General features: G+C 44.8%; 25 protein-coding genes. 8 read left to right on the forward strand and 17 right to left on the reverse strand.

Annotation, left to right across the window (positions count from 1 at the left end; genetic code table 11):
- Window positions 1–26: 26 nt before the first annotated feature.
- Window positions 27–1,793, forward strand: a complete 1,767-nt coding sequence (locus CHI14_RS04955; RefSeq protein ID WP_095287304.1) for a methyl-accepting chemotaxis protein — start codon at window positions 27–29, stop codon at window positions 1,791–1,793.
- Between the two features lie 64 nt (window positions 1,794–1,857).
- Here the strand turns inward: CHI14_RS04955 and CHI14_RS04960 are convergent, their stop codons facing one another.
- From CHI14_RS04960 to CHI14_RS04975, 4 genes are all read right to left on the reverse strand, one after another.
- A complete protein-coding gene (locus tag CHI14_RS04960) occupies window positions 1,858–2,481 on the reverse strand; it encodes an ABC-2 transporter permease (RefSeq protein ID WP_095287305.1) in 624 nt (207 codons plus the stop codon).
- A complete protein-coding gene (locus tag CHI14_RS04965; RefSeq protein WP_095287306.1) occupies window positions 2,474–3,340 on the reverse strand; it encodes an ABC transporter ATP-binding protein in 867 nt (288 codons plus the stop codon). The genes CHI14_RS04960 and CHI14_RS04965 overlap by 8 nt, the downstream gene beginning before the upstream one ends.
- Entirely contained in the window at window positions 3,337–3,720 is a 384-nt protein-coding gene (locus tag CHI14_RS04970; protein WP_095287751.1) for a GntR family transcriptional regulator, read from the reverse strand. Before CHI14_RS04970 ends, CHI14_RS04965 begins: the two co-directional genes overlap by 4 nt.
- Window positions 3,721–3,909: 189 nt before the next feature.
- A complete protein-coding gene (locus CHI14_RS04975; RefSeq protein ID WP_095287307.1) occupies window positions 3,910–5,316 on the reverse strand; it encodes an outer membrane protein assembly factor BamB family protein in 1,407 nt (468 codons plus the stop codon).
- A 264-nt stretch (window positions 5,317–5,580) separates the two neighbouring features.
- Between CHI14_RS04975 and CHI14_RS04980 the strand changes: the two genes are divergently transcribed.
- Window positions 5,581–5,928 carry an AMP-dependent synthetase and ligase gene (locus CHI14_RS04980; protein ID WP_095287308.1) on the forward strand — a complete coding sequence of 116 codons (348 nt, stop codon included), beginning with the start codon at window positions 5,581–5,583 and terminating at the stop codon, window positions 5,926–5,928.
- Window positions 5,929–6,002: 74 nt separating this feature from the next.
- Here CHI14_RS04980 and CHI14_RS04985 read toward each other — a convergent pair whose 3' ends face one another.
- Window positions 6,003–6,857, reverse strand: coding sequence for a manganese catalase family protein (locus tag CHI14_RS04985; RefSeq protein WP_095287309.1), 855 nt, complete (start codon window positions 6,855–6,857; stop codon window positions 6,003–6,005).
- Window positions 6,858–7,022: 165 nt separating this feature from the next.
- On the opposite strand from CHI14_RS04985, the gene CHI14_RS04990 reads away from it, so the two are divergent.
- The 4 genes from CHI14_RS04990 to CHI14_RS05005 all read left to right on the forward strand — a co-directional run bounded on the left by CHI14_RS04990 (window position 7,023) and on the right by CHI14_RS05005 (window position 9,163).
- Window positions 7,023–7,541, forward strand: a complete 519-nt coding sequence (locus CHI14_RS04990; RefSeq protein WP_095287310.1) for a DUF3231 family protein — start codon at window positions 7,023–7,025, stop codon at window positions 7,539–7,541.
- A 159-nt stretch (window positions 7,542–7,700) separates the two neighbouring features.
- A complete protein-coding gene (locus tag CHI14_RS04995) occupies window positions 7,701–8,540 on the forward strand; it encodes a manganese catalase (RefSeq protein WP_095287311.1) in 840 nt (279 codons plus the stop codon).
- 105 nt (window positions 8,541–8,645) lie between these two features.
- The gene (locus tag CHI14_RS05000) at window positions 8,646–8,837 is read left to right on the forward strand and encodes a spore coat protein (protein WP_095287312.1); all 192 of its coding nucleotides are present in this window, start codon (window positions 8,646–8,648) and stop codon (window positions 8,835–8,837) included.
- Between the two features lie 14 nt (window positions 8,838–8,851).
- The gene (locus CHI14_RS05005) at window positions 8,852–9,163 is read left to right on the forward strand and encodes a spore coat protein (RefSeq protein WP_095287313.1); all 312 of its coding nucleotides are present in this window, start codon (window positions 8,852–8,854) and stop codon (window positions 9,161–9,163) included.
- Between the two features lie 36 nt (window positions 9,164–9,199).
- Here the strand turns inward: CHI14_RS05005 and CHI14_RS05010 are convergent, their stop codons facing one another.
- The 3 genes from CHI14_RS05010 to CHI14_RS05020 are packed head-to-tail and all read right to left on the reverse strand — an operon-like array spanning window position 9,200 to window position 13,176.
- Entirely contained in the window at window positions 9,200–10,303 is a 1,104-nt protein-coding gene (locus tag CHI14_RS05010) for a GerAB/ArcD/ProY family transporter (RefSeq protein ID WP_095287314.1), read from the reverse strand.
- A gap of 37 nt (window positions 10,304–10,340) precedes the next feature.
- Entirely contained in the window at window positions 10,341–11,549 is a 1,209-nt protein-coding gene (locus tag CHI14_RS05015) for a Ger(x)C family spore germination protein (protein ID WP_249281002.1), read from the reverse strand.
- A gap of 13 nt (window positions 11,550–11,562) precedes the next feature.
- Window positions 11,563–13,176, reverse strand: coding sequence for a spore germination protein (locus CHI14_RS05020; protein WP_095287315.1), 1,614 nt, complete (start codon window positions 13,174–13,176; stop codon window positions 11,563–11,565).
- Window positions 13,177–13,307: 131 nt separating this feature from the next.
- On the opposite strand from CHI14_RS05020, the gene CHI14_RS05025 reads away from it, so the two are divergent.
- Window positions 13,308–13,934, forward strand: a complete 627-nt coding sequence (locus CHI14_RS05025; RefSeq protein ID WP_095287316.1) for a LysE family transporter — start codon at window positions 13,308–13,310, stop codon at window positions 13,932–13,934.
- Here the strand turns inward: CHI14_RS05025 and CHI14_RS05030 are convergent.
- The 5 genes from CHI14_RS05030 to CHI14_RS05050 form a co-directional block, all read right to left on the reverse strand.
- Window positions 13,927–15,363 carry an amino acid permease gene (locus CHI14_RS05030; RefSeq protein WP_095287317.1) on the reverse strand — a complete coding sequence of 479 codons (1,437 nt, stop codon included), beginning with the start codon at window positions 15,361–15,363 and terminating at the stop codon, window positions 13,927–13,929. The genes CHI14_RS05025 and CHI14_RS05030 overlap by 8 nt on opposite strands.
- Window positions 15,364–15,502: 139 nt before the next feature.
- Window positions 15,503–16,492: an aldo/keto reductase gene (locus CHI14_RS05035; RefSeq protein WP_095287318.1), complete on the reverse strand. Its 990-nt coding sequence runs from the start codon at window positions 16,490–16,492 to the stop codon at window positions 15,503–15,505.
- A gap of 16 nt (window positions 16,493–16,508) precedes the next feature.
- On the reverse strand, window positions 16,509–17,408 hold the full coding sequence (locus CHI14_RS05040; RefSeq protein ID WP_095287319.1) for a helix-turn-helix domain-containing protein: 900 nt from the start codon (window positions 17,406–17,408) through the stop codon (window positions 16,509–16,511).
- A 208-nt stretch (window positions 17,409–17,616) separates the two neighbouring features.
- Window positions 17,617–18,204 (reverse strand): sugar O-acetyltransferase, encoded by a 588-nt coding sequence (locus tag CHI14_RS05045; RefSeq protein WP_095287753.1) that lies wholly within the window; start codon window positions 18,202–18,204, stop codon window positions 17,617–17,619.
- Between the two features lie 169 nt (window positions 18,205–18,373).
- A complete protein-coding gene (locus tag CHI14_RS05050) occupies window positions 18,374–18,952 on the reverse strand; it encodes an esterase/lipase family protein (RefSeq protein WP_095287754.1) in 579 nt (192 codons plus the stop codon).
- 213 nt (window positions 18,953–19,165) lie between these two features.
- On the opposite strand from CHI14_RS05050, the gene CHI14_RS05055 reads away from it, so the two are divergent.
- Window positions 19,166–20,227, forward strand: coding sequence for an S-layer homology domain-containing protein (locus tag CHI14_RS05055; protein WP_095287320.1), 1,062 nt, complete (start codon window positions 19,166–19,168; stop codon window positions 20,225–20,227).
- An 82-nt stretch (window positions 20,228–20,309) separates the two neighbouring features.
- Here the strand turns inward: CHI14_RS05055 and CHI14_RS05060 are convergent, their stop codons facing one another.
- The 4 genes from CHI14_RS05060 to CHI14_RS05075 form a co-directional block, all read right to left on the reverse strand.
- Window positions 20,310–21,338 carry a helix-turn-helix transcriptional regulator gene (locus CHI14_RS05060; protein ID WP_095287321.1) on the reverse strand — a complete coding sequence of 343 codons (1,029 nt, stop codon included), beginning with the start codon at window positions 21,336–21,338 and terminating at the stop codon, window positions 20,310–20,312.
- Window positions 21,339–21,547: 209 nt separating this feature from the next.
- Complete coding sequence (locus CHI14_RS05065; RefSeq protein ID WP_249281003.1) at window positions 21,548–23,518, reverse strand: 5'-nucleotidase C-terminal domain-containing protein; 1,971 nt, start codon at window positions 23,516–23,518, stop codon at window positions 21,548–21,550.
- A gap of 251 nt (window positions 23,519–23,769) precedes the next feature.
- Window positions 23,770–24,078 carry a hypothetical protein gene (locus CHI14_RS05070; RefSeq protein WP_095287322.1) on the reverse strand — a complete coding sequence of 103 codons (309 nt, stop codon included), beginning with the start codon at window positions 24,076–24,078 and terminating at the stop codon, window positions 23,770–23,772.
- Between the two features lie 193 nt (window positions 24,079–24,271).
- Window positions 24,272–24,604 carry an antibiotic biosynthesis monooxygenase gene (locus tag CHI14_RS05075; protein WP_095287323.1) on the reverse strand — a complete coding sequence of 111 codons (333 nt, stop codon included), beginning with the start codon at window positions 24,602–24,604 and terminating at the stop codon, window positions 24,272–24,274.
- Window positions 24,605–24,767: the final 163 nt, after the last annotated feature.

The following is a 24,767-nucleotide window of genomic DNA, read 5'->3' on the forward strand; positions in this document are numbered from 1 at the left end:
TAACTACTTCCAAGGGGGAACAGAACGTGAGACAGACTCGCAAGATAAAGATGGATCTAAGACTCAAACTGTATTTAATCATTCTGGTGCCATTGCTGGCCATGGGCGGTCTCATCGTGTGGACGACCATCCACTCCAGTGAAAACGCATCTGTAATGACCATACAGCATAAGAATCAGCAGTTAGCAGTAAACACCGCCTCCCTGCTGGGCCAAGATGCGGAATCAATCAGGACATTATACTCTACGGCTTCGGAGGAAAGCGATGAATACAAAAGTCTTAGAGACGAACTCGCTAAAGTCCGGCTTCAATCGGGAGCACTCTATGTATATATGTATAACAAAACGCCAGACGGGTGGATATACACGGTAGATGGAGCTGATTGGGACGATACGGAATATAGCCCTTACGGAACGGCAATGGAATTCAATCCCCAGATTCAGGAACGCTTGCTAAACGGTGAAGTCGTTACTACAGGTATTGTTGACGATCCAACCTGGGGACAGCTTCTCTCCTCCTTTACACCAATCAAGGATTCACAAGGTGAAATTGTTGGTTATCTGGGCATTGATATTTCTGCTGCAGCAGTGAATCAAGTATCTTCTGTTTCGGTGAATAATGCGTATCGGACCATTATTCCGATTTTTGTGGTTGTATTGATTCTATCGCTGGTCATGATGCTATTGGTGGTAAGAGGCATTCTCAGACAAGTCCGCGATATCAAGTCAAGCCTCGAACAGGTCGCGGATGGGAATCTAACAGTGGTATCCAAACATCTGTCCAACGATCAGCTCGGTGACATCAGTGACCTGATTAATGTCATGGCTTCGCAATTGAAGAACATACTGAAGGGAATACAGCAAGGGTCTGATACGCTGCAGCAGTCCTCGGCAAATATTGCGGAAACCGCACAGACAAACCAGCGCCAGACCGAAGAACTTTCCAGAGCAATCGAGGAAATTGCCATAGGCTCCATGAAACAGGCGGAAGAAACAGAACACTCCGTCCAACATTCGGAGAACCTCGGCAAGATTATGGACGAAGTTGGTTCATACGTGCAGCAGTTCACTCATACTTCTGAGCAGCTATCTGCCGTACAAGTGCAAGTTACACGCGAACATGAAGTTCTGCTTAAAAAGGGTCGGGAGAATGCCAAGCGGGTTGAGCATCAGCAGGAAATTTCCAAGTCTTTAACCACTCAATCAGAGCTCGCTGCTTCCATTAGTGGACAAATTCATAATATCCTGAAACAAACCCAGATTTTATCGCTGAATGCTTCCATCGAGGCAGCCCGTGCTGGTGAGGCTGGTAAAGGATTTGCCGTCGTTGCTGGTGAAATGGGCCAGCTCGCTCAGCAATCTGAACGTTCCATCCAGGAGATTGATGGGATTCTGAGTTCATTTGTACAAGAAATCCACCGGATGGGCAGTCATTTTGAAGCGAATATGGTAGCGGTCAAAGAGCAGGAAGAACAGATCGCTGATTGCCTTCAGGCATTCAGACAGGTTAGCCAATTATCAACTGAAGTACACGAGCTTGCTCAGCGTTTGGAGAACCGCACAATGAATATGCATTCCATTCGTCAGGAAGTGGAACAGCATCTAAGCTATATCGCTTCTGCAACAGAGGAAACTTCGGCCATGGCTGAAGAAGTCACGGCCAGTGCCGAGGAGCAGCAGCGATCCGCGAACGAACTGTCGAACATTTCCGGGCAGCTCGCTGGCCTTGCGGGCAACCTCAAGTCCTATTCCGATCAATTTCAGATTGAAGTCACGAAATCCGATCCAAAATAATAAAGAACCCCGTTACCTGATCCAATCAGGTGGCGGGGTTTTCTTAATATTATTTGCCAATATCCTATAAATCCTTTCTCGCAAACAAACGAGTAGTTAACACATATGATGCACCGAAGATGAATATTATTCCAACTGATATCATGGCTATAAGTTGCCCATCTACACCCTTCTCACTGACCCTATTCATAAGCATAGCAAAAGGCTGCGCGAGAAGAATGAGTGCAACCATAAATATGGCATTGATTATTCCGGCTCCTTTTTTACTAAGTGCATAAAAGAGAGGCATATAGATGGATACCAGCACCAATACCATGCCTATGGAAACCATAATGTCCATGAGGGTATAGCTTGGCTTGTTCAGCTCAGGGAAAATCAAGTTAACCAGCCAGTGAATTCCCAATGAGGCGAGCACGCCAAATAAGGTATATAGGATCGCAGATACATACTTGGCTTGCACGATATTTTTGCGGCTGACCGGAAGAGTAACCAGGAAATTATGATTATGGTTTTTGATATCAATCATGGTTGCCAGAATCACGGATCCAAATGCGGTGTAGATCCCCACAAAATACATCGACATTTCATGGCTGGGTATGAATGCCAGGCTAAACACAGCGAGATATAATCCTATCGTCCACAGTGAACTTCTTAGTGCTATGAAGTCTTTGCGAAGCAGGTTAAGCATGTTTTCGTCCCCCTTTTGCCGTAAAGTAGATCAGATCCTCCAAGGTTGGTCTTTGCAAAAGGGCAAAGCTTCCAAACAACCGTGCGGCCTCTTCCCTATTGTCTGTCAATGCTTCAAAACCAACGGCTGTCTCGCGAATTCCAATAAATTGATCCCGTGTATCCCGATCTAGAAGCTCCATATCTCCTTTAACGATCGTATATCTCTCAAGCACATCATCTTTCGTTTCGTTAAAAACGAGTTTACCCTGATTGACGAATGCAATATAGTCCGCAATACGCTCCAGATCCGTCGTGATATGTGTTGAGAAAATAATGGATCTTGTCTCATCCTGTATCAGATCTGAGAGCAGATCCAGAAGCTCTCTTCTAAATACAGGGTCAAGACCGGACGTCGGCTCATCCATAATGAGAAGATCAGCATTGTGTGATAGAGCGATGGCCAGAGAGAACTTGATTTTCATCCCCTTGGACAAATCAGCGATTTTCTTCTTGGGAGACAATTCGAATTGCTCCAGATAGTCGTTGAATTTCTGCTCATCCCACTTCGTATAGAAGGGTGCAATCATTTTTTTCATTTCCCGGATCGTCAGATGTTCATAATAAAAGCACTCATCGGATACGACACCAATACGCTGCTTAATGTTTACTTCCTGCGCGGGCATCTCATGTCCCAGTGTCCTGATCGTACCCGAGTCTGGATGGATCAAGCCAATGATCATTTTGATCAGCGTGCTTTTTCCCGCCCCATTCGGTCCAATGAGCCCGGTAATATACCCCTGTTTTACATCCAGAGATACATTGTCCACCTTAAATAAGGGATACACCTTGGTTAAATTACGCAGTTCAATTGCATTCATGATGAAGTTTCCTCCTCAGACAACATAGTAAAAAGTTGAATCACATCTTGCTCCGTCATGCTTAATTCCTTGCTCTCCCGAATAATCTCCAGCATTTTCTCTTCCAGTCGTTTCATCCGCTGCTCCCGAATAAAATCCTGATTGGCTCCTGAGACGAAACAGCCCTTGCCTACGACGGAATCAATCAATTTCTCTTTTTCCAGCTCTTCATAGACACGTTTGGTCGTAATTACGCTGACTTGCAGATCCTTGGCGAGCTGCCTGATGGAGGGAAGACTATCCCCGGCTACCAACTCCCCGCTCAAAATACTCTGCCTGATCTGGGTTAATATCTGCATATAGATGGGATCGCTCGAAGCGTTGGATATCAGAATTTTAATGGCCATTCACCTCATTCGTGTTTATTGAGTACATAGTGTATATATATAATATATACACTATGTACTCATTCGTCAATCCATATTTGGCCATCTTATAGGAGGTTTCTGTACAGCAAAAAAAGGACGGAAAATGTCCGTCCCTCTAAGTTCTATTTATTTTCCCTCATGGTACCACTCTTTAATCCCCCACTATTTCAGCGATGCTGGCAGCTTGACGCCAATCAGTTTGCCATCGGCCTGTATAACAATCATGCTGCCGGTCTTTAACGTTGCCTCGTGCAAGTCAGCACCGGTTTTCACGCGAAATACAGGCTGGCTTGTCAGCATGTTGATTCCAAGCAGTGTCCCGTTAAGCTGCGCACGATAGATTCCTTTGCCATATATGCTAACCTGAGACACAGGAGCATCGCCATTCCATTGAACCGCACTGCCGTTTACCAGCTTGACACCCTTTAATTCGCTATCTGTAACAGAGTCCCTGTAGAGCAGACGTTCCTGAACAACCCCTACCAGTTCTCCACCCACCCCGCCAGGAGGCTGAAATGTCCTCGTTGGAGCATCACCATTCTTGTAAGTATTCAGATCATATTCAGCAATCTTGCCTGCCTGTTCAATATATATCTTCCCATCATTAGCCAATACACTCCCTTGGCCGCGCTCATACGGCGGGTCGCCAGACATTTTCCAGGTAAAGTCCATGCTTCCTTTACGTGTCCCTGTCTTGAGATTAAAGGCATTCACCTGTACTTTCCGGTCCGGGACAGATTCATAATCACTAAGCAGCGGAGTGTAGTAATCGACAGAATACACCAATCCATTTTTAATTTGAATTGCCTCTCCCTGTCCGAACTCACTCCATAGCTTTTTCCCGGTTTTCTTGTCATAAGCATTCAATTGCACAGAAGTCAGTGCCCCCTGTACGAAGAAGGTTCGCAGCACCACTCCATCCGATTCCTGCAGATAGGCGGTACCATTGCCTTCGGCTGATGCTTCATCAGCCTTCCACCGCAGCTTGCCTGTCTTCCGATCAAAAGCATACGTGGTGCTTCCCTTGATGACATATAGTGTATCTGCAGTAGGAATTAATGCTTCTGTCCGCTCATGAGTATCCATCCATGTGGATGTGCCCGATTGCCATACAGCCTTTCCAGTCTTGGCATTTACCGCATATGGCTTATGGTTGGAGGTTAGGCCATACAGAACGCCATTGTCATAAACCATGCTCGGGGTCAGATCTTTACCAAATGTCCAGAGCTGTTTGCCCGTTGCTGCATCCAAGGCGACCAGCTTGCGATTAGAAAAGGCAAATACTTTACCGTCTTCTGCAACAGCCTGTTGTCCTTGATAGCTTTCATTCTGATCCGTATAAGAGTCTACCTTCACTGTCCAGGAAGGTTTAAGTTCAGGTACCGTTAATTTGGAATATGAATTCCAATTGTAGATGGAGATATCCGCTTTCTCCGCCAGTGCCTGAGAAGGCATCGCGGTGTACCCTCCGCTAACAGCGATGATGGCTGCAGTCAGCCCTGTAAGGGTGCGAACGTAGGGATGATATTTACGTTTCTCCGTTTGTGATTTAGTCTGCTTGTTCAGCATGGAAATCCTCCTTCTTGTTAGTGTAAAGCTCTTAAATCTACTAAATCTTGATTGCGTAAAAAGTAACATTTGGAACGAATCTAGTATACAAGAGGATTAATCTGGGAGCAATTAACAAATTATATCTTGTCTGTAATTTGTTCAACTTAGATCATCCTCAAGTAAGGTTTAAGCTCCCTTTTTCTTAGTAAATCATGAATATTTCACCAAACTGATTTGCATACTACTTCAAGTAATCCAAATGACATTTAGGAGGCTACTCACTTGAATCAATTTTCACAGTCCCAACAAATTAGCCAACTGGCTCAGCAGCTCACGCAGCAAACACAGCAAGCTTCCATGCAGTATCAACAACTGTTAAGACAGGAGCAAAGCAATGCACAGCAGCTCGAACAACTGGCTCAACGCGAGCAGCAAGCGGCTCATATGATTCAAACAGCACTTCAAGGACACCAAACAGCTATCCAACAATTGCAGCAAATCGCGAGCCTTGCTCAACAACTGGCGAACACAACTCAACATGTATCCTTCGTGGATCAACCATACAACAACCCGAATGTCGGTATTCCTGGGCAAACGTTCGGACAGTTTCCAGGCCTGCATCGTCAATAACATATGTATAAAAAAAAAGGAACCCAATGATATGGGTTCCTTTTTTGCAGCTATTATTTCATGTAAGTAAGTGCTCAGGCATTCAAGTCATGCAGGCCCGGGCTATGCTCATTAGGAAGTTCCGGCATATATGGGAGCGGGAATCCCTGTGGAGGGTCAGTAACTTTCAGTTCGCCGCCATTACGACTAGGTGATTGGCCGCTATATATTTCAGCAATCCGGGTATTGTCCAACCGGAAGTTAAACTGGGCATTATGGAAGCCAAGGTCAACGTATTTCTGGCATTCCGGGTATTTATTGATATCGTAGTTGGGCACTGGAAACACTTTTCCCCAATTCACACCCAACGTTTCAAGGGCCTTGGCAAATGCATTTTGATGCGCATTATCACGAACAATCAGGAAACCCAACGTTTCACGAAACGCTTTGTTTGTACTCATTTCATAGATTCTTGTTTTTTGTAATACTCCCGTCGATTCCAATACAACGTTATCAAGCAAATTGCTGACCAGATTGCCATGATCATACACATAATTTCCAAGCCATGGGTTACCTGCAGCATCTACAGGCAGAGAACTCTGAGCACCCATAATATAATGATGCGGGTTCGCATGCTTGATGGCTTCGTCGAGTGGAGCTCCGTCCAGGCCGGCATCGCCTGCGCCCTCCGCTCCTGCTCCGGTCAACAATTGATTTATCGTTTGCTGTACCAATTCGATGTGACTTAATTCCTCCAGAAACACACCACGAAGCAGGTCTCTGTATTGTGTTGCTTTTCCGCGGAAGTTGCTGCTCTGAAAGAAAAACTGCATCATTGTACGCATTTCTCCAAATTGTCCGCCTAATGTTTCCTGTAATACTTTGGCTGCGGCCGGATCCGGCTTATCCGGAACAATCATATTAATCAGATCTTCTCTATAAAAAAACATGGTCGTCCTCCATTCAAGTAAATTACAGCCTTAGTTTCTGCCTTCTTCCTGGATTTATGTGAAAGTAAGCTCAACCAAAGTTTGGATTCGAAGAAGAATATAATTCTTTTATTAAGGAGAACCTAACCCGGTAAAACGACTGAATACTTGGAGGGAAATAAGACAATGGGTATATTGAGTGGCAATCCCAAAGATGAACCGATGCACTACGGAGAAATTTTTAGCGTGTGGCAATGCTCCATGATGGCAAAAGGGTCCATTTCCTGTTACCAGGCGTACATGAACCATGCCGGAGACAAGGATCTGAAAAAAATCCTTGATGACCTGCTGGATCAGGCCAAACTGGAAATCAAAGAGTGCGATGCTTTGTTGACCGAGAATGGCATTGCTCCGGCCCCAATGTTGCCCGAAAGACCTCCTGTCAAATTGGAAGATATCCCTGCTGGTGCGAGATTCACGGATCCTGAAATCGCAGCCAAAATCGCAGCAGACACCTCACTTGGTCTGGTTGCAGCGAGCCAGGTCATGGGACAATCCATCCGAGAAGATATCGGTGCATTATTCGCCAAATACCACGTAACCAAGGCGGCACTAGGCGTGCGCATTTTGCAATTGATCAAAGAAAAAGGCTGGCTTGTCCCTCCTCCTCTTCAAATTAAAAGACCAGATTCGGACAAAGCCTAAGCAGCCCTATTTTGAGTAACATTCAATGCCCAATGAAGACAAAAAAGGAGCAGTCATGCTGCTTCTTCTTTGTCTTTTTTGTGTTTCCTTTTGTTTAGAATTAGTTGGACAGGTTATATAGATTTAGAATTAATCAACCATACCAATGGAGGGATTCACATGTTCAGACACCAAAAGGAATTACAATTCGAAGTAAAAGTAGATCGCCCGGATCCCGTATTCGCCCGTCAGGTCCAGGAAGTATTGGGTGGACAATTCGGCGAAATGACCGTAATGATGCAGTACCTCTTTCAAGGATTTAATTGTCGTGGCGAAGAAAAATATAAAGATATGCTTATGGATATCGGGACAGAGGAAATCGGCCACGTTGAAATGCTCTGCGCTTTGATTAGCCAGCTGCTGGATGGCGCCACACCTGCCGAACAGCAAAAAGCAGCTGAGGACCCTGTTACTGCTGCCATTATGGGAGGAATCAACCCTCAACATCTGCTGGTAAGCGGACTGGGCGGCTTACCTACGAACTCTACCGGCGTACCTTGGAACGGTTCGTATATTGTGGCAAGCGGCAACCTTCTTGCAGATATGCGTTCTAACCTGCATGCCGAAAGTCAGGGCCGTCTCCAGGTTGCAAGACTCTATCACATGACTACCGATGAAGGCGTTCGAGCGACGTTCCGCAAAATGTTGGCACGTGACCGTTACCATCAGTATCAGTGGATGGCAGCCATTCAGGAATTAGAAGAAAAGAACGGCGTCGTTGTTCCTGCTTCCTTCCCACCCGAGGCCGAGCAGGAATCTCAACCTGAAGCCTATGAGTTCTGGAATCTTTCCGAAGGTACAGAATCCAGTGAAGGTTTATGGGCGAAAGGAAGTGCTCCAGACGGCACTGGGGATTTCGTTTACGTTTCCAACCCGGTTCCAAAAGGACAAGTCTACGAGCCAGTCATCCCGGCCACTGAACTTCATCATGACCTGGATGGAAAAGCGAGCGATAAGTAATCGTTAACCCTTTGAAACATTCACTATAATTCATTTCTTTTACGTTTCTGCTCTATTATTTTGGGTACTAAATCAATAGACAACGATATCTGGAGGTGTTTCACGATGGCGACGAAGGAACTTGCAGTACACGAGAAACTTGAAATTCATGAACTGCTAACGCTCAAAACATCATGTGCTACTAAAGCGGTGACCATGCTGGAGCTGGTCCAAGACGAGAAACTAAAATCCTTGATCGAAGACGATCTGAACAATTCTTCCCAAGCGATTGAAGAATTGAAATCCCTATTGAAATAAGGAGGATTCTTATTATGTCTACCACGATGACCAAGGAAATGCTGGTAAAGGCCATTAAACCAATGGATGATCTTGCGATTGCTACCGATATGCTTCTGTCCGCCAAGTCCGCCGTACGCACTTACGCGATTGCTCTTACCGAAACAGCAACACCGCGAGTTCGAAAAGTGCTTAAGGCCCAACTGGACACCGCAATTGATACGCATCAAAAAATCGCCGATTATATGATTAAAAATGAAATGTATCATCCTTATAATATCGAAGAACAAGTCGAGCATGATTTGAAAAAGTCGGATACGGCGTTGAAATTAGCGGATTCCAAATAAATGTTACTTTTCCCATCAAAAAAACGACTCTGTATTTCACGGAGTCGTTTTTTTGTTCATTCTTTTTTTTAGCAAGATCACTACAAATAACAATATCGGAAGGAAGATTTGGAATACAGGAGAAGAATAATTCAACGTAACCCCCCGACCGACTTCTATATGTTCAGTATAAGTCGGTGACAAGAATGACAAACCACATAGAAGGATCCCTACCGCAAATACCCACTTCTTGTAATTGACTCCTGTTACTCTTTCAAGACCTATAACAGCACCATGAAAGAAGGCGGCAATTTTAATGCCTAACCCTAAAAATAGAAGCAAAGTAAACAGTGCATCCATCCGCTCGAACACCTCAGTCAATTCAATCAGTTGAACCGTTTCGAGGAGCGGAAGAGTACTATACGCGGCAATCTGAGGGCCTAGGACAAAAATAATAAGTTGATTAATAAAAGTTAGAGCAAGCGCAGTTACGATATAAGCAGTGATCACGACTTTATTAAAATTTCTGCCTTTACGAGCATATGGATAAAAAACCAGAAATAAAACAACCTGTCCGAACGGAAAGGAAATGATTTCAGGAAATGCTGCATTGATAATCGGCTTCCACCCATTCTCCAAAACAGGTAATATCAGTTCCGCGTGAAAAATGCCTGTTGAAGGAATCAATATGCTGATCAAGGTATATCCCAGCAGCATCATAGGAAACAAAATCATACACATTAGAAACAGTACACGGTATCCGTATCGTACTGTATTGGAGACGACCAGGATCGTGATCACGGTGATAAGCCACATGGGTGTTCTGTTTAGCAGAGTCAATACGGTGACTTCACTTAAATCACGTAAGTTTCGGGAAGCCTCATAAGCAAAATACCCCACAAACATCAAGTTAAGTATGGTTCCCATGATTTTACCCATATAACGACGAAACAATAGAAACAAATCCAATTCAGGTTCCTGATGATGAATTCCCAAATGAATAAGTAACAATAACAACCCGGCTAGAGCCCCTGCTAGCATGGCTAACCACGCATCCTGTTTGGCTTCCCCACCCATTAGAAACAAAGTTGTACTTCCAACTTCAAATAGGGAAAGACAAACAGCCAGTTCCGATATGCGAAGAGAATTAGCTGTGGTCATTATTCTTCATCTCCTTGAGTGAGTTTACATCTTTTCCTTATTCGGATCCAAGCAATTTGCTAAAAGAATCCTGAAGTAATCCTGTTCTTCTGATGTTAACATCCACATTGATATGAATGTCCATGTTTCTGATGTCTTCTGGCCAGGATTCTTTTAGGGACTTCCATTCTTTGGGTTGTTGCTGATGAATTTTGTTCCCAATTCCCAATAGGTCCACTTTTAGTTGCTGAGTTGCCTTCCACCCTTCCATCATCTGTGCTTTGATCAACTGTTCAGCCTGATGCTGTAACTCATTGAGACTTTCTGTAGACGAGATTTTTTTCGGGGAAGTGCTCTCTTCAAGCTCTCCGCTCACTTTCGCATCTACACGAATGGTATAATGGAAGCCAGTCTTGATCGGCTTTGTCTTTACAGTGGCTTTTCGAACAAGAAATGAGTTAATTTCCCCATTTTCACCTACATATCTAAGATTTGTCCTTTTCACCTGATCCGTTAGCCAAGCTACCCCCAAGCTTTCACTTTGGCTTAGCTTTCCAATTTTCTTGTCCTTAGAGAAAACGCCCAACCCCTCCAGTCTTAATTTGGCTGGTGATGAAGTCTCTTTAAAAACATCTATATTTTCAATTTTTTTATGATCCTGACCTTTGACCGTTACGATGGGTATCCCGGCCGCTCCGCTGTCAGAAGAGATTTTCATAGCAAATTCGTGTAGGTTAACTAGAGGATAGTAGGATCCCCGTTCATGATTTCGTTGTAAGATATCGGAAAGGGCACGACCTGGGTTCTTCTCCGGTGGAACCATTTTATTCAGGTAATCCCTTGCTTCTCCATCTGCGATAAGCATCCTTACGGTTTCGCGGGGTTCGATATTACGATAGTAATTATCTAGAATTTCCGCAATTCCCTGTTCTGCTGCCGCTTCCCCGATTACTAACACGTTGGTATGTGCAAAATACAACTTTTTCGGATTTTCTACACTGCTTTTTGCAACAGCTTCTCTGATCGTTTTTCCTTGAGAAGTAAAGGTGGTCACGGTAGACTGAGAGCCTCCCCCTGAGGACCCGCTTGTACTGCTCGCAGGTGGTACGATAACCTGATAGGTGATGCTCCATTTTCCGTTATGTTTGTCAAACCCCGTTGCTGATGTAATCCCTAGATCGTTCATTTCAGTCCGGTTACCACAACCTCCAAGTAAAGTTACCCACATAAGCACTATAAACATGTGTCGTCTATTCACAGGAATCACATAAACTACTCCTTTACTCGCTAGCATCAGATTCGTTTATACTGCTTATGGCATTGTCTGAACCTGCCGGGTATTGATGCGGAGCTTGCCTTGTTTTGTTTGAATCCGCTTTTTCACCCGGTCTAGTCTTCATCGCCCACCATGGAACCCGCAAGACGAGATCTTTCATGTTCGACTTGTAAAATGGACCGAATGGCATGAAGTAATCCACTCCGAATGACTTTAGTGACACCAAATGAGCCAACAGAGGCACTGCACCTGCCAATATGCCGAACAAACCAAGGGTACCCGCCAATAACATAAATGGAAAACGCATTAACCGGACTGCTGTCGCCATGCTGAAATATGGAATAACAAAGTTCGATATGGCCGTGAAGGATACCACAATAACCATCGCTCCCGAAACCAACCCAGCTTCTACTGCAGCTTGACCAATAACCAATGCACCGACAATGGAGATTGCCGGTCCAATCGCTCGCGGCATCCGAACACCCGCCTCACGAATAACCTCAAATGTAATTTCCATAAGCAAGGCTTCAAGTAACGCAGGAAAAGGGACGCCTTCCCGCTGAGCTGCCAGAGTGATTAATAATGTGGTGGGTATCATTTCTTGCTGGAACGTAGTTAAAGCAATGAACGTAGATGGCAGCAATAAAGAGACCAAAAAAGACAAAAACCGAATAGTTCTCAAAAAAGTGGAGATATCATAACGCTGGTAGTAATCTTCTGTGGTTTGAAAAAAGTTGAAAAAGGTGACTGGAGCAATCAGGGCAAAGGGGGTTCCATCAACTAGAATGGCAACTTGTCCGTCCAGCAAACTACCAGCAACGGTATCCGGTCGTTCCGTGTTAAGCATGGTTGGGAAAGGTGTTAGAGGCGCATCCTGAATGAATTCTTCGATGTATCCACTCTCCAATATACTGTCTGTATGAATTGAACGGAGTCTTTTATTGACTTCATCTACCACTTCCGGTTTGGCAATCCCCTGGATATAGGCCACGGCTACCGAGGTTTGGGTATATTCACCAATATTGTGTTTAAGAAACTTCAGATCCGGCGACCGTATCTTTCGTCGAATCAAAGTAATATTCGTAGCAAGCTCTTCTGTAAAGCCCTCTTTTGGTCCCCTAACCACCGTCTGGGAAGTAGGCTCCACTACAGCTCTTCGTTCCCCTCCGGAAACAGATACAGCTATGACATGTTCAATCCCTTCAACAAGAATGATCAGATGTCCGGTTAATACGGCTTGATAAACTTCCTCGAGAGATTCTATTCTTTCGATATTTCCTGAAGGCAGGACTAATTCGAGGGGCAGATCGGGAACTTCTTCTTCACATGGTGGAGTAGTGTTGACCATTTGAATAACTTTCTCCATGAGTTCTCCTACAAGCGATGGGTCTGTCAATCCTTCAAGATAACAGACAGCCAGCGAAGTATGACTTGGCACAGGATTAGGAAAATCACGAGCGACAAAATCGGGACTATTCTCAAACGCCTTTTTTATCAATTCAAGTTTATTTTGAAGAGATGGGCCCAATTTTACTGGTTGTTTTGTTTGTCTCTGTTGTTCTTCCCCTTTGTTCTGCGGCTGAGGTTGAAATACTCTACGTATCCACCGAAACAACATCATTTCACCTCCTTTATTTTCCGTTTAATATGGCTTCTACCATCAAAAATATGCAGCAAGTTAAAATTGTCCTATCTCCAAGCTTCCGTGAATAAGCTGATAAAGTACATGAAAGGAGAGGACAACGTTCCATGATACTAGGTTATATCTTACTGGGGATTTCATTATCAGCCCCAATCGGTCCCATCAATGCCGCTCAGTTGGACAAGGGTGTACGGGGTGGATTCATGCCTGCCTGGTTTGTTGGACTCGGCGCGATCGCTGCTGATATCATTTACATGCTGCTCGTCTATTTCGGCATCATTCATTTGCTGGATCTGCCCTTTGTAAAGGCTTTCTTATGGCTATTTGGTTTTTTTGTGCTTGTGTATACCGGTGTGGAAAGCATCAAAAATGCAGGAACCCTTACGCAGTCGAATATGAGAGGGGACGAAGCAGCGCTATCCAAATCGTTCATGAATGGATTCCTGATGTCACTGTTCAATCCCCTATCCATTATGTTCTGGCTTGGCATTTACGGATCCATTCTGGCCAAGGCCGTGAATGATTCAACTGTGGAACAGACGCTAATCAACAGCGGAGCCGTTATTCTGGGTATCCTGATCTGGGATATATTCATGGCCGCCGCTGCGAGTCTATTTCGCAAGTATCTTACTTTAGGCGTCCTTAAGGGCATATCCATCATTTCCGGCCTCTCTCTTGTCGGTTTCGGATGTTATTTTGGAGCGAAAGCTGTTCAGTTTCTATTTTTCATTTGATCTTATTTTTGCGAAGCCGAATCCCGGTAATGTGAAAGCTGGGACTTTCCAGGGTGTTGTGTGATTCTTTTTGTTCCTGATCTGTGGTGGAAGACTCTTCATTTTTCTTTTTCTTGCGAACCCTTTGCACAATCATATCGCTAATTCCAATAAGTAAGACAAGCAGTAGGCTGATAAAGAAGCCGGGTCGACTCAGCGGATGGAAAAGCGTACCTGTTATAGCGAGGGCAATCAGTACCAGCCCAATCCAGCGTTTGACAACGCTGAACCTCCCTGCTTTCAGAAGTCGGCCAGAAGATAACAAAATAAACAACCAATTGTACATGAGCATCAATCCTGCTGCAGTTGTTACATATTCATACACCTTGCCAGGAAGCAGCAAAGACATGACGATGGTTGCGATAAGCCCGCATCCGATCAGTGACAGCGCGAATAATGGATACTTCTTCTTCCATTTTCTCGAGAATAACCGCGGAGCATCTCCTTCCTGGGCCAAGGTCAGCATCATGGAGGTCACCGCGTAGAGTGACGCCGTCATGGTAGAGAAACCCGCTACAATCAACACTCCATTGAACAAATGCGGAACAAATGCCAAATGATCACTGCTCAGTGCCAGTACAAAGGGACTCTCTTTGGGATTAAAGGCCCCCAGCGGGACCATGGTCAGAGCCAGTCCAATCGACACAACGTATACTGTTGAAAGCGAGATCAGCATCACTTTACCTGCCTTGGGAGCCTCTTCCGGCTTTTGAAGGCGGTAGGACATGATTCCGAGCACCTCAATTCCCCCATACGCATAAAAGGCAAATAGAAACGCAGACCACAGACCGATCCCGCCTTTCGGGAAAATCTCACTCATGCTTAGCGGTACGTTATGCTCGTACTTCGTTCCCCCAATCCATCCTGCGAGAAGGGCGATGGCAAGTACCAAAAACATAAGAATTGCTGCGATCTTAATAATGGCAAGTACATTTTCAACCCGGTCAAACCCTTTATTCCCGAAGAACACGATGCAAAGACCGACAATTCCAAATCCGGCAGCAAATATCCAGAGAGGAACATTCGGAAACCAAAAACGCGAGAAAATGGACAAGGCCGTCAACTGACTTCCCATAATAAGCAGCTCCGAAAACCAATACACCCATCCACTGGCAAAGCCTGCCCAGCTTCCGAATGCCTTCTTGGCATAGGAACGAAAAGATCCCTGCTCCGGATGATCCGATGTCATTCTTGCCAAGGCATCAAAAACAACATATGTACCGAGGGCAGCCAAAATGTAAGCCAGTAATACTGCCGGGCCACCGATCGAAATCGCGAGGCTGGAGCCCAGAAAGTAGCCTGTACCAATTGTGCCTGCTACACCAAGCAAGCTGAGCTGCCACCACTTTAGTTTCTTTTCCTCCGTTGAGGCCTCTGATGCTTTACTCATTTCTTCATTCCTCTTCTGTAATATTTTGGACCGCTTAAGGTATCCTTTCCCAATTGACTCTTTTTCATGTTGAAGACGGGAAAACAAAAAAAAGCGAACGATAGGGCAAGCCCTTCATCCGCTAATATATTCACATTGGTTATTGGATTGGAATTAAACCTACAACCGGATGTGGCACATAGGGTTCTTCCAACAACGCAATTTCTTCTGCTGTCAGCTTCACGTCCAGGGCAGCAACGGCTTCCTCCAGATGTGATATTTTCGTCGCACCGATAATGGGAGCTGTGACAGACTGCTTCTGCATCAGCCATGCCAGAGCAATGTGAACCCGTGGTACACCGTGCTTGCTTGCGATCTCTGCAACCCGCTCTACAATGAAGCGATCCGTATCGGCAGTAGAGTCGTATTTGGATTTCTGGACTTGATCCGTCTCCGAGCGATGCGTTGTTTCCGACCAGTCACGAGTCAGTCTTCCTGACGCAAGCGGACTGTAAGGAATGACTCCGATCCCTTCCTCCTTGCATAGGGGGAGCATCTCTCTTTCCTCTTCACGGTACAGTAAGTTCAGATGATTTTGCATGGAAACGAATTTGGTCCAGCCATTGCGCTCAGCGACAAACAAGGCCTTTTGGAACTGCCAGGCGTACATCGCAGAAGCACCGAGATATCTAACTTTTCCAGCTTTGACTACATCATGTAATGCCTCCATCGTTTCTTCGATTGGAGTATGGTAGTCCCAGCGATGAATTTGGTACAGATCCACATAGTCGGTCCCAAGTCGCATTAGACTCTTGTCAATTTCGCTCATGATCGCTTTGCGGGACAAACCGGCGCCGTTCGGTCCTTCATGCATTCGTCCGTGCACCTTGGTGGCAATTACGACCTCGTCTCGTTTGGCATAATCCTTCAAGGCCCGCCCAAGGATCTCTTCACTTGCCCCTAGAGAATAGACATTCGCTGTATCAAAAAAGTTTATACCGAGCTCCAGAGCCTTCTTAATGACAGGTCGGCTATTCTCCTCGTTCAGTACCCATTGATGAATCCAGCGGTTGGCATCGCCAAATCCCATGCATCCCAGGCAAATTCTAGACACGTCCAACCCTGTCTTCCCCAGCTTCACATATTCCATTTTCTCGTCCTCCTTTTTAATCTTTTCTTATGTTCCGTCGTCTATATTCCGTTGGCGATAGATCAAAGCGCATTTTAAACACCTTGGAAAAGTGAGTCGTATTTTCGAAGCCGCAGGCGTAACAGATATCCGTTACCGATTGTGTCGACTCGAGCAGGAGCTGACTGGCCAGATCCAGTCTGCGATTACGTATCCATTTTAACGGAGAAGAGTTATACAATGACCGAAATTCCCGCTTGAACGTTGACAGGCTTCTGCCAGACAAATAGGCCAGATCTTCAATGGAAACGGGATTGGTCACATTCTCTTCTACGACTTGTTCAATCTGACTCCGTTCAGGAGGATGGGGATACAGCAGCTGTTGCAGCAAGTTCGTGTTTGCTTCAGCAAGATGAAACAGCAGCTCCATGAACTTGACGCCAACCAATCCGTCGCTGATCGAATCAGATTGGTGAAAATATGATTTTAGTGAGTCAATATATGCTCTCATTGGGGCGTTAACTGAAATGACAGATACCGGGGCGATATCATTGGTGGAATGAATGCTCTTCCGATCTGCAAATTCTGCGAACTTATGAAGTATATCCCCGTTCAGATAAAACATCATATAATCCAGCAAATATTCAGTACCGTGCTCACCCGACTTTTCGTAGTCTACCTTGATTGCTTTGTGCAAGAATATCATTTCATTGCTCCGCACCGTATGCTTTTCGTTCCTGTATTTAACCGTGTATACACCTGATTTAACGAACAGCATCAGATGATCTTTCAGGAAAAAGCTTCCTCTGGTTCCCTGCGTATGCAAACAAAACCGGATGACTGTCAGCCCATTCCATTTCAAGCTTCCCTCTTTGTCTGGTGCCTGTTCCATTCCTTTTGGAGCATGAATTAATTTTTCGGTTCGTCGTACAACCATTCTTCTGCCTACCTTCTGTCATCTCCTGCATAAATAACAATAACGCTTTTCTTCAAGAAATACTTTGCTCTGAAGCTCAAGTCATGTGATCATTTCGTCCATTCTTCTGAAGGAAATGCATCCGTCAACGCCAAGTCAATGAAACCAAAAACGGGTTCCAGTAACCTGGCTCCCGTTCTCTCTTCTATTCGATTGGGCTATAACCAATTTACCCTCTAGGGTATTTATTCTTATCCGCTTCCGTAATCGCGCGAATGACTCTGCATGGGTTGCCTGCAGCCATGGCTCCTGCCGGTATATCCTTCGTCACTACGCTTCCCGCGCCGATCACCGTATTGTCTCCAATCGTTACACCTGGCAGCACAGATACGCCTCCGCCAATCCATACATTGTCCCCTACTGTAATCGGGAGGGCAATCTCCAACCCTTGATTGCGCTGTTCAGCATCCAGTGGATGACCAGCAGTGTAAAATCCGCAATTCGGTGCAATGAACACATTGGTGCCAAAGGTAATCTTCGCTGCATCCAACAGTACCGCATTATGATTACAATAAAAGTTTTCTCCAATCTCAATGTTATATCCTTGATCACAATAGAAAGGTTGTTCTATCCAAAACTTCTCTCCTGTTTTCGCCAAAAGTTTTCTCATAATGGCTTCTCTTTCGGATATCATGCGCGGACGAAGATGGTTGTAGTCGTAGCACAGCTCTTTTGCTTCAAGGCGTTCGTTTACCAATTGCGGATCGTTGTTATTGTCATATAAGAGTCCTTGTTGTGCTTTTTCTTTCTCGGTCATTGTCATTCGTGTAAGCTCCTTCGTTGTGTCTTTTTAAGTAGCCAAAATTCTATGTATGGATGCAGCAATGTACAATACAATCTATTATAAATTCAGCCGTTAGCAAAATACAAAAAAACACGAGTGACCTCTTGGATCACTCATGTTTCATTCAGCTGCCGCTGTCTCTCTATTCATTCAATGCTGTCTTAATTAAGGCATTAACCCGTGAATTGAAGAGCAGACCGATATGGGACACCAGCGAAACCTGTATGTTATTCGCTCCGCTCAAACGGGAAAGTGCAGGAGATACGATCGTGTCACTAGTAGAGTAGATGGAAGTTACCTCAACTCCCTCAGGGGCTGAAGTTGTAGTCAAACGATTGGCTCCCCCCAAGGTGACCAGCTTGTCTACTTTGGTAGAACCCCCACGGTTTAATATGTAATATAAACTATTAGCCCCGCCCATACTATGAGCCACAATGTTGACTTTGCTATGGCCTGTTTCCCGAAGTACATTGTCTACGAATTGACTGATAGCTGCCGAATTCAACAGCTGATTCCCCTGCTTGCTAGGCAGATCAATCGCAAACAGCTCATCTCTGGACCAACCTTGACCACGCAGATAACTTTCAATAAAAGTGAAATTGCTATCGGAACCTGTTAATCCATGAACAAAGACAACAGGTGTCCGTTCTGTCGCAGCGAATGTCTTTGAGCTATGACCGATACCAGGTATCGAAATGGCTATCAGTATGCTCATGACCATGGCAAAAAACAATTTACTTTTTTTCACATCATTCACTCTCCTAAAATATTATTTACACTATATATAATATAAGTGAATAAATGGTATTTAAATGGATCTTTAGTCTCAAATTTAATAGATTAAATGGTTAGTAATGATTTCCTTTAGCCATCCATCCCCTTCTCTGTTATGCTGAATGACGGCAAATTTCAATTTACAGGAGGAACTTCCTAGATGAGACAAACGATTAACCGCATCACTCTTTTCTTCTTCGCCATGATCCTAGTGGTATTCCCTTTTTCGTGGAGTACAGCCCATGCTGCCGGTTCGTACAAATCGCTAGATTTGTATTTCCCGACAGATATTGATGGCCACTGGGCGTACGATACGCTTGACAATTTCGTTAACGCTGACCTTCTTAACGGTTACATCCTGGGCAATGGCGAGGTCGCTCTTAAGCCCAATCATCCCATCACTCGTGCAGAATTCGTAGCTATTCTTGTTCAGGCTACAGGACTACATAGTACAGCTCAAGGAAAATCCTTCAGTGATGTAAAAGCAGGCAAATGGTATGCTGAGTCTATTCGGATTGCCAGTTCACTTGGCGTCGTTGGAGGTGTAAGCAGCACTGAATTTGGACCTGACCTCCCGATTACACGCGGCGATATCGCGGTAATGGTCGTACGTGCGTTCTCCGATACGGTGGAGTTTAAAGGTGCATCCAAAACCTTTAAGGACGTTCCAAACTACTATGCAGCTACCGCCATTACCAAAGCGAGCCAGGCTGGTATTGTTTCAGGAATGACAACAACTACGTTTCAACCTTTCGCAAAAGCTACACGTGCTCAAGCTGTAGTCATGCTTGAACGTGCTTTACAATTGGAGCAAACCGAGCTGCCGGAGACATCTGAACTGACGGCACTTGCTTCCACTGCTACGGCGTCGGAGATTCAAGCCATGACGGAGCATAAATATGATCAGTTGTCCGTAACCTATGCAACCTATTACACAGGATATCAGCTTTCATCCAATTTTACGTCTCTGGAGAATATCACTTCTACAGTAGATGAGGAAACCACAATGGATATTGAAATGCTCTCCCAACCGAATTTTACTGTCATCGAAACCTCTAACCGTTTGGCTGTATTAGAAGCAGAAGGCGGCAAGATGAAAGTAACGATCCATGCGGGTAAAGAACAACAGGAAGAAACGGTTTCCATGGACGGATTGTATAAACTCAAAAAAATGAATGATAACAGCTGGAAAATCTATGCCATCCTTCCTTATGAAGAATAGGCACTAATCTATCATTTATTTCATAAACACTAAAAACCACTGAATCCTAATTCAGTGGTTTTTGTATCTAATAGATTATCCATCAATTCCTAACCAGCCTGTTACTCCAGCTTACTTGCTTTGAGCGCCAATTCGTAGGCGTCTCCCCTTCCCATAGCCGGAATGCCCGATAAAATGAATTCTGGTCTTCATACCCTACAAGAAAGGCCACTTCTTTGATATCAAGTGACGGATCAGCCAAGTATACTCGAGCCTGCTCATGTCTGGCTTGGTTCAGCAACTGCTTGAAGCTGGTGTTCTCATCGGTGAGTCTGCGCTGTAATGTACGATCACTTACGCCTAACTCCTGTGCTACGATTTGGATATCGGGACGTCCACCTGTGAGGCTCCGTTTGAGAATCCATACGACCGCTTCTGTCATGGATTGAGCCTGTTTCTGTTCATCCAGCGAGCGATCAAGTATGGGCGTCAGCATCTCAAGCAGCTCTTCGTTATACGAGATGAAGGGCAGATCCAGATCTTTTTGATGCAAAATCAATCGATTGTTTGATGCACCTATACGGATATCGCAGCCGAAGAAAGCCTCCAGAGCCTTCACATCCCCCATGGGCTGTGAAAATTCAACCTGCAGCGCATTCAAAGGCTGCCCTGTTCCGCGCCGTCCTAACTCCAGAAGAAACGCCAGCGTGATTCCAACCAAGACGGGAGGTCCGGACGGTCTACCATTTATCCACTCCAGTTCAATAATGCATCGATCATGCTCTTCGGTAATATGCAAGCTTTCGGGAGGACACATCCGTTTGTACCGAGCCATCCGAAATAGCGCATCACGGTAGTCACGAGCATGGTAAGTGGCTAGTACACTTGGTGGATAGTGGGCTGTTTCAAAAGCGGTTGCCAGTTTGATAATTGCTTCAGCCGTGTCACCCATGAGGTCGGAATAAGCCTGCCAGATTCCAAAATATTCGTCTGTATTGATCATTGTATTCGTAATCTTGGTGAGTGGCAGTTGTGCTCTACGGGCTGCGACATGGGTGTCGATCCCCAATTGCTCCAAGCCTGCCCAGAATCCGGCTGGAATCTTAATACGTTCTATGGAATGCGGCTTCATCTTTCGGTCTCCTTCAATGGATCATAAGTATAAACAAGAATACTCCTTCGTCCACCAGATGTCTAATCTCTTGATCATGTCTACTAGAAGAATAACCAAAAACCACATTAGCCCACAAACTGACCTAACGCATTTGCCTTCAATACAAAAAAAAGCCGCCATGATGGCGACTTCTTGTTCTTGCAATATGGAAGCAGGTTTACTTCCTATTATTTCTTAATAATTCCTTGTTTGAGCAGCTCGTTCACATTGAGCGATTGGTCATAAGGAACATCGATCTTGCCTTCATTCACCAGTTGAATGATCTCATCCCGATAAGGGCTTGCGAGATCGATTCCAACGATCTCCCAGTTATTGTCCACTTCTGGAGAAATCTCCTGATGTTCTTGAATATATTCAACCAGGTAATCCCGAATGCTGCGTGGTGATTCCCAATCGCGGTTTGCTTCTACCAATTTGTAAGCTTTCAGTGCGCTGCTGTATCGATAGTTGTTTACAGCAAGCTTCAGTTCTTGCGTATCAGCCAGAGGCTTGCCTTTGTACATTACATCGATGATACGCTGCCCTGCAGGCTTGGACAAGTCGATTTTGTAGTCTACACCAGCAAACATATCATACAAATAACCTGGAACCTCAGGATCGAAGCTGATCGAAACGTCTCCCTCTTTCCACTGGTTGTAGTGTGAAGCAGACCATTCCATATACGCCTTCAGTTCTTTACCCGTAACCTTAACGGTATAGAGCACATTATCGAATTTGTAAATATCGAAAATATTCGCATATGTGATATTGCCTTTTTTCAGATTGGAGGTGTCTTTGAAGAGTGCAGCAGCCGAAACATCCGCTCCGCTCACTTCCATCTGAACCTTGTTGATCAGATCAACCACGGCTGTATCTTGAAGCTTGCCTTCAGGAATCCCATTAATTTCATTCACAGGCTGGAAGTCCTCCGTTGCCTGACCGAAGATACCACCAGACGAGCCTTCCGCTCCAGCAGAACCACCACCCGTAATGAATTGGATCGTAGCTTCATGCTCTTCCTTCACCAGGTCACGAATCGCCGGATCAGGGGTGTAGGAAGCCATGTCAACCACTTGAACCTGACGGTCCGTCACTTTATTTTTACCTTGATCTTTTTTCACTTCGATATCAAAACGCACAATGTCACGGCCAAGGTTGCGAGGGCCACCGATCACGGTTTGTCCAATTTTTTCGTTAACCACGATGTGCATGTGCCCAACCAGCATGGCATCAAGTTCAGGCACCATGTTTACAATTCGTTCAGCCGAGTCTGAAGCTCCGTCTTCGTCGAACTCAGCAAACATGCCCGCATGAGCGCTAGCGATAAGTACATCCACTTTTTTCTCATTTTTGAGGTATTGTGCATACTTCTTCACCGTTTCACCCATATGCTCAAACGTAAGGCCGTCTACCTTATCGCCGTCCCAACGAGGTACATTGGGTGTCGTTACACCGATAATCCCTACTTTTATGCCATCCACATTGATAATCGTGTACGGTTCGCCAAGTGTCCCGCCATCTTCTGTCTCGATGTTGGCTCCAAGTACGGGGAAGTTCAGTTCTTTCATAATCCGATCCACATGATCGAGTCCAAAATTGAATTCATGATTACCAAAAACCATGGCATCGTACTTCATGGCATTCATGGCTTTGGAAACAGGATGAATAACATCTGTGTTTTTACGATAAATATCATCTGTTAAAATATTGCCTTGATATGTGTCCCCATTGTCAATCAACAGCACGTTAGGGGAGGTCTTCTTCACTTCATTGACATATGTAGATATCCGTGCGAGCCCGTTATTCGTTGTTTCCGCACTATCTTCATAAGTATAGCCCCACAGATTCCCGTGCACGTCAGAGGTGCCCAAAATGGTAATTGTAGTGGATTCGGCTTCCTCTTCTTTTTGAGGAACCTCAGTCCCTGTGGACGGCTTCTCAGGAAGCTTTAACTTTTGGCCAATTTGAAGGACATTCACGTTTTTCAATCGATTGAGCTTTTGCATCTCTGCTACGGTTGTCCCATTTGTTTTGGCAATGGTCCACAACGTATCTCCTTTTTTAACAGTGTACGTCTCGGCAGCCGCAATTCCACCAAAAAGAGTAGAGAACACCAAAACCATGATGACAATCCAGCTGAGCTTACTACGATGCTTCATAAATCCCTTTCACCTCTTGTCTTATGATGTGTGTTACCAGGTCTATCCTCTCGATCATAACAAGATAAATGAAATAATTGGAGATTAAATTTACGTTTCGAACTAAATTATTACATTTTGCAACACATTCTTGTCGTTACAACAGGTCCATTACATATTTTATTGATAATGATCCAACATTTAGGGGGATAACAATCATTGTATTGTCATAAAAAAAACCTGATCCAATTAAGGACCAGGCTTCAAATGAACTATCCCTCCACGATATCTGCTTGCAGAGCAGTCGCAACTTCAATCATCTTGGGAACCACAGCTTCACTGGAAATGGCCACGTACAAATCCCCTGAATATAGCCGAAAAGGAATGTCCACGTTATCCTGCTTCCACATAAAGAAGTCTCCATCAATGGACATCGTACTTTCGGTTCCCTGAACAGTGTAAACCTGTGAATACGTAAAGTCAGGCTGGGTTGCAAAGTATGCCTTGCACTCTTCCAGAGTGATGGATGGCTCCCCATTTTGTTCTTGCATGGTTCGAGTGATACGGAAACGCTGATTCATTGTTATGCCTCCAGATTGATTAATTCAAGTATATATTATCATTCATAATAGCAATTTACGCATCGTTTCGGCAAGAAAGGCGCTCGGCAGCCGCCAGGGATGTTAATTTCTCTATATAGGCGTGCGCTCTATTCGTTGCTGGTTTGAATGAAAAGAACCTCCCGTGGAGGTCCTGATGATCTTCATATAAATTCTATTGTTGAACCGTACCTTTTCCTGTTTTCACCGTCTGTACTTCATACATATTTACGGTTGTGCTGATCAGATATGCAGGTTTTTCCTGCCCTCTTTTGTTGCGGTGGCCCTGGATATGTGCATCGCTTTTCTCCCAGTTTTTCCACGCGTCCTCCGATTCCCAACGAATCATAATCATGACCTCTTCATGTTCCTTGCTCTTCTTGTTGACCATCACACTAAAATCAATCAGACCAGGCATGTCCACCACTGGAGTTGGACCATTGAAACGTTCCAGCACCTTGTCACTATGCCCTTTTTCGATAACCATACTGCGCGTTTGAATCAACATCATTATTCCTCCTGATTACAGTTACACTGGATACCCACCAGCCTAACAGCATTTTGGTTTACTCTTTCCACTATTGTAGTCTAATTGAAAATGATTATCAATAAAGCCTAGTTTAGTTCATCTTGTAATTGGAACTCTATGAAAATTTTGCTATACTACACTA

Origin of the sequence: Paenibacillus sp. 7516, assembly GCF_002272715.1 — a bacterium.
Lineage (GTDB): Bacteria > Bacillota > Bacilli > Paenibacillales > Paenibacillaceae > Paenibacillus > Paenibacillus illinoisensis_A.